The following is a 4,139-nucleotide window of genomic DNA, read 5'->3' as shown; positions in this document are numbered from 1 at the left end:
TCTTAGACCGCATGCATCTTTGAATTACTTAACACCTAATGCTTTTAAAGTACTAAACGATGAAACTCCGATTCAGATCGTAAAACCGTGATTCGCTGACTTCTTGTCCAACCTTTGGGGGTCGAAGGGCGATCCGCGCGATTCGGAGGACGGTGGACTGTTGACGGTTGACCTGAGAAGGCCTCCTGCCGAAGGCAGCCTTGCGTCCCCGGATGCTCCTCCGGGCATTGCGTCCCGGCATGTTCTTGGCCGGCATTGCGACCTGGGCCGTTATTGCCCAGCCTTGCGTCTATTGTTTTACTCCGGCATCACTTCTGTTCTTGCTTTGCGATGAAAGGCGGTCATTTAGAAGAGCTCTCGAAGTCATCTTATCTCTTTCATTATCGCTTTTTGAGGAGAAGAATAATCCTTTTGATGCTTGAGATCGCTCTTGATATAATGTCATGGTGAACTCGTTTGGTTTTCAGTCCTTGTGCCCCTTGAGGAGGCTGATCAATGAGATCAGAGGCAGGCAATTCGATGATAGCTGCGATCCTTGGGATTCTCTTTGGCGCCCTCGCAATCTTGAATTATCTCTTCCCGTTGAATCACATGCCCGTACCTGACGGACCTCATAAGGTCGGTTTTCGTTCTCTCGAAGTGACGAATCCCGAACCGATTGGAGTTACCGGAATCAGTTACTCGGATTCAACGAAGATACGTCTGGATATCTGGTATCCGGCAGATGAGATTTCCGGTTATGAAAGAAAGGGTTGGATAGACAATGATCCGATTATCTTTGAGGGCTTCGAGATAATGACCGGTTACCCGAAGGGCCTGTTCGAGCATCTATACCGAGTACGAACTAATTCATTCGTAGACGCGCCGCCATCCGTTAACTCTTCTGGCTGGCCCATTATCATATTGCTTCTCGGTTGGTCGTCAATAAGTGAATTACATACCTCCCTGGCCGAGACCCTGGCTAGCAGCGGATATCTTGTCGCAGGAATAGAGCATCCGGGCGCCTGTGCAGTAGTTACATTTTCGGACAATAGCATCTATTATTTTCTCGGAAACGACCTTCTTGACGGATTGCCTGAAAGCACAAGAGAGAATAAGCTCAGGTTTCTGTCCGAGTATCTTTCTCGTGATATAGACTATGTAATTGAGTTTCTAGAAGAGATGAATGAAGACCCTTATTCAGATTTCTATGAAAGATTGAATATGAAGGACATCGGTCTCTACGGCCATTCCGGAGGCGGGAGCGTCGCCATACGGTACGCGCTTTCAAACGAAGAAATTCCGATGGTTCTGGCCGATCCTACCCTTGAAGGTTTCACCATTCAGGAATTGGTTTCTGGGCTTTCAAATCCAGTATTATTGATGACTTCAAGTGAATGGGAATCCGGTGTCAATGGTGAGTTTCTTTCAGTGGTTTCGAAAGATTCTGCCAATTCGAACTACAACTTAAGCATAAGCGACATGAGACATGTCGACTTCGCAATGGTCAGAAATCTCTCTCCACTAACTTACTTCTTCGGCGAGACAGGAAGGTTCATGAACAAGAGAGATGCGGTAAATTATTTGGACAGCGCGGTGAAGTTCTTCTTTGATAACCTCTTTTTCGGAAGAAGCATAGAGGCGCTTTTCAAGCTCTCGAATTCCGTGCCCGAATTCTCTTTGAGTGAGTATTAATCGCTTCTATTGAAGTCATATTCTCTATTTATCAGCAGCTCGGCCATTTTGAAGTCGAGAGGAGTAGTTATCTTCGGGTTTGGAGCGATCGAGTCGACAGTAACCACTCTGCCGTCACACCCTATGAACAGTTGCGCATCATCTGTTGAGCTTTGAATTCCGTTTGCAGCTGCTTTTCTATGTGCCTGCAGGATTTCATTAAACTTGAAGGTCTGTGGGGTCTCTGCCCGTCTGAGATTACTTCTAATCGGAACGTCGACCACCACTTCATCTTCCACCAGATAGACCGTATCCGTTGTTTTTTCGGTTACTACTACTCCCGTTCCAGGAGTGACAAGTCTAAGAATCTCCGGAATTTGCTCTTTCGAAAAGAAAGGTCTTGCCGCGTCATGTATCATGACTATCTCTGGTCTGATTGTTTCGCAGAACAAAAGCCCGTTCTGAACTGACTCTTGCCTTGTCTTTCCTCCAGAAACTACACTTACTGAGTCTATTTCTCTTTTCTCGAGAATCTTCCTCGCCTGACCCAACCAGTCCTTATGAACGACCAGCACAATGAAATCAATATAGGCAGATCCGTGGAATATTTCCACGGATCTTACGAATACCTCTTTTCCTGAAAGAGGCATAAACTGTTTTGGAAGAGAGGAATTCATTCTCAACCCCAAACCGCCTGCTACTATTAGTGCCCCTGTTTTCATCTCAGCAAATGAACCACAAGCCCACTGCGCAGTTTTGGTTCGAACCAGGTTGATTTCGGAGGCATTATCCTTCCCTGATCGGCGACAGCCAAAAGCTCATCCATCGAAGTGGGGAACATCGAGAACGCAACTGCCCAGCCATTTGCAATTCTGTTTTCAAGAGCTTTCAGACCCCTAATTCCGCCGACGAAATCGATCCTCGAATCCTTTCTAGGATTATCGATCCCAAGAAGAGGGCTTAGAAGGTTCTTCTGAAGTATATCGACATCCAGGCTGGAAACAGGGTCCTTTGCGTCAAACGTGCCTTCTCTTGCGCTTAGTCTATACCACTTTCCCAAAAGGCACATGCCAAAGTCGTGTCTCTTTAGAGGCTTGAAAGGACTCTCCGGAGCATCTTCAACTTCAAAGACAAGACCAACTCTCTCTAAGAACTCCGACTCGGACAGACCGTTCAGATCCTGCACTACTCTGTTGTAGTCCATTATCTCAAGATGAGAATGGGGAAATGCTACTGCCATGAAGAAGTTGTACTCTTCATCTCCCGTATGCCCCAGGTTGGATTCCTTAAGAATCTCCCTCACTCTGGAAGAAGACGCTGCACGATGATGACCATCGGCAATATACATGCACTCGACTTCTTCAAATGCGCTCCTCAGCTCCGACACCTTTTCTTTTTCCTTGACGGCATACAGTCTGTGTTCAACATCGTTTTCATCTATGACTCGCATCGACAGAGGCAACTGCTTGCAGTACTCCTGCAAAAGAGTATCAAGCTTGTCATCTGCTCTGAATGTGAGGAAGACCATTCCCGTATTTGCATTGACGGTTCTTATATGCTTTACCCTATCTTCTTCTTTGTCCTGTCTTGTGAGTTCATGCTTCTTTATGAGATCTCTCTGATACTCCTCCACACTGGCTCCGCCGACTACTCCAATCTGCACATGATCTTTCATCTTCTGCCAGTAAACATAATAAAGCGGTTCCTCCTCCTGTACGAGGATTCCATCATTCAACATTCTCTCGAAGTTCTCTTTTGCCTTCATATAGACCGACTCGGCATAATGATCTGATTCCATGGGAAGATCAATCTCAGCTCTGATGACATGCATGAAACTCTCTGGATTTCTCCCAATCTCTCTGGCTTCTTCAAAAGATATCACATCATAAGGTGGGCAGTTGACCTTTTGCTCCATTCCATCAGCAGGTCTCACCGCTCTAAAAGGTCTGAAATCAGACAAACTCTATCCCTCCTCAACAAACCGTGTGTAGTAATCTCGCTGGAGATCAAATATTTCTTCTCCTTCATCATCGTATCCATGGTGGGTATAACCTAGAACATGCAGCACGCCGTGAATCAAGATATAATACAGTTCTTCTTCAAATGAGTTATCAAACTCGGCAGCCTGTTGTGAGATTCTGTCGAGCGAAATCACTATATCACCAATCGTCTCTTCCTCCAAACCGTACTGAAAGGAAAGTACGTCTGTTGGTTCATCTTTGTGCCTGAACTCCTTGTTTATACTTCTAATTTCGGAATCATCTGTGAGAAGAATGTTCAATGCCCCTATATTTCTGTCGCCAAGTTCTGCTCTTATAACCTTATCCGCGATGCTAGTTATTTTGCTCTCTTCTATCTTCTTCAGTGTTTTGTTTTTGATCAGAATCTCCACTGATCGACACCACCTTTTCAGTAGCTTCTTTCGGATACTCGATTCTCTGTTGATTCATGCTCATCAAAACTCTGGTGAAGGCTTCAATGATCTT

5 protein-coding genes are annotated in these 4,139 nt (G+C 45.5%); 1 reads left to right on the top strand and 4 read right to left on the bottom strand.

The genetic code is table 11. The features are described from left to right. The first annotated feature begins 495 nt into the window (after nt 1–495). Nucleotides 496–1,674, top strand: a complete 1,179-nt coding sequence (locus tag ENN47_03340; GenBank protein ID HDP77217.1) for a hypothetical protein — start codon at nt 496–498, stop codon at nt 1,672–1,674. Here the strand turns inward: ENN47_03340 and ENN47_03335 are convergent. The 4 genes from ENN47_03335 to ENN47_03320 all read right to left on the bottom strand — a co-directional run. Beyond that, nucleotides 1,671–2,375, bottom strand: a complete 705-nt coding sequence (locus ENN47_03335; protein ID HDP77216.1) for a 2-C-methyl-D-erythritol 4-phosphate cytidylyltransferase — start codon at nt 2,373–2,375, stop codon at nt 1,671–1,673. The two genes, ENN47_03340 and ENN47_03335, sit on opposite strands and share 4 nt — an antisense overlap. Then, the gene (locus ENN47_03330; GenBank protein HDP77215.1) at nt 2,372–3,613 is read right to left on the bottom strand and encodes a DUF1015 domain-containing protein; all 1,242 of its coding nucleotides are present in this window, start codon (nt 3,611–3,613) and stop codon (nt 2,372–2,374) included. Before ENN47_03330 ends, ENN47_03335 begins: the two co-directional genes overlap by 4 nt. A 3-nt stretch (nt 3,614–3,616) precedes the next feature. After that, nucleotides 3,617–4,045, bottom strand: a complete 429-nt coding sequence (ybeY, locus tag ENN47_03325) for an rRNA maturation RNase YbeY (protein ID HDP77214.1) — start codon at nt 4,043–4,045, stop codon at nt 3,617–3,619. Next, nucleotides 3,987–4,139: phosphohydrolase (locus tag ENN47_03320; protein ID HDP77213.1), on the bottom strand; the 153-nt coding region annotated here is incomplete at its 5' end. The genes ybeY and ENN47_03320, both read right to left, overlap by 59 nt.

Origin of the sequence: Mesotoga infera, assembly GCA_011045915.1 — a bacterium.
Lineage (GTDB): Bacteria > Thermotogota > Thermotogae > Petrotogales > Kosmotogaceae > Mesotoga > Mesotoga infera_D.
Note: the sequence above shows the minus strand (reverse complement) of the source record. Positions and strands in the feature narration are given on the sequence as shown.

Coding starts and splice junctions, on each gene's coding strand:
- ENN47_03340 (HDP77217.1), top strand. CDS start 496: ATGAGATCAGAGGCAGGCAATTCGATGATAGCTGCGATCCTTGGGATT.
- ENN47_03335 (HDP77216.1), bottom strand. CDS start 2,375: ATGAAAACAGGGGCACTAATAGTAGCAGGCGGTTTGGGGTTGAGAATG.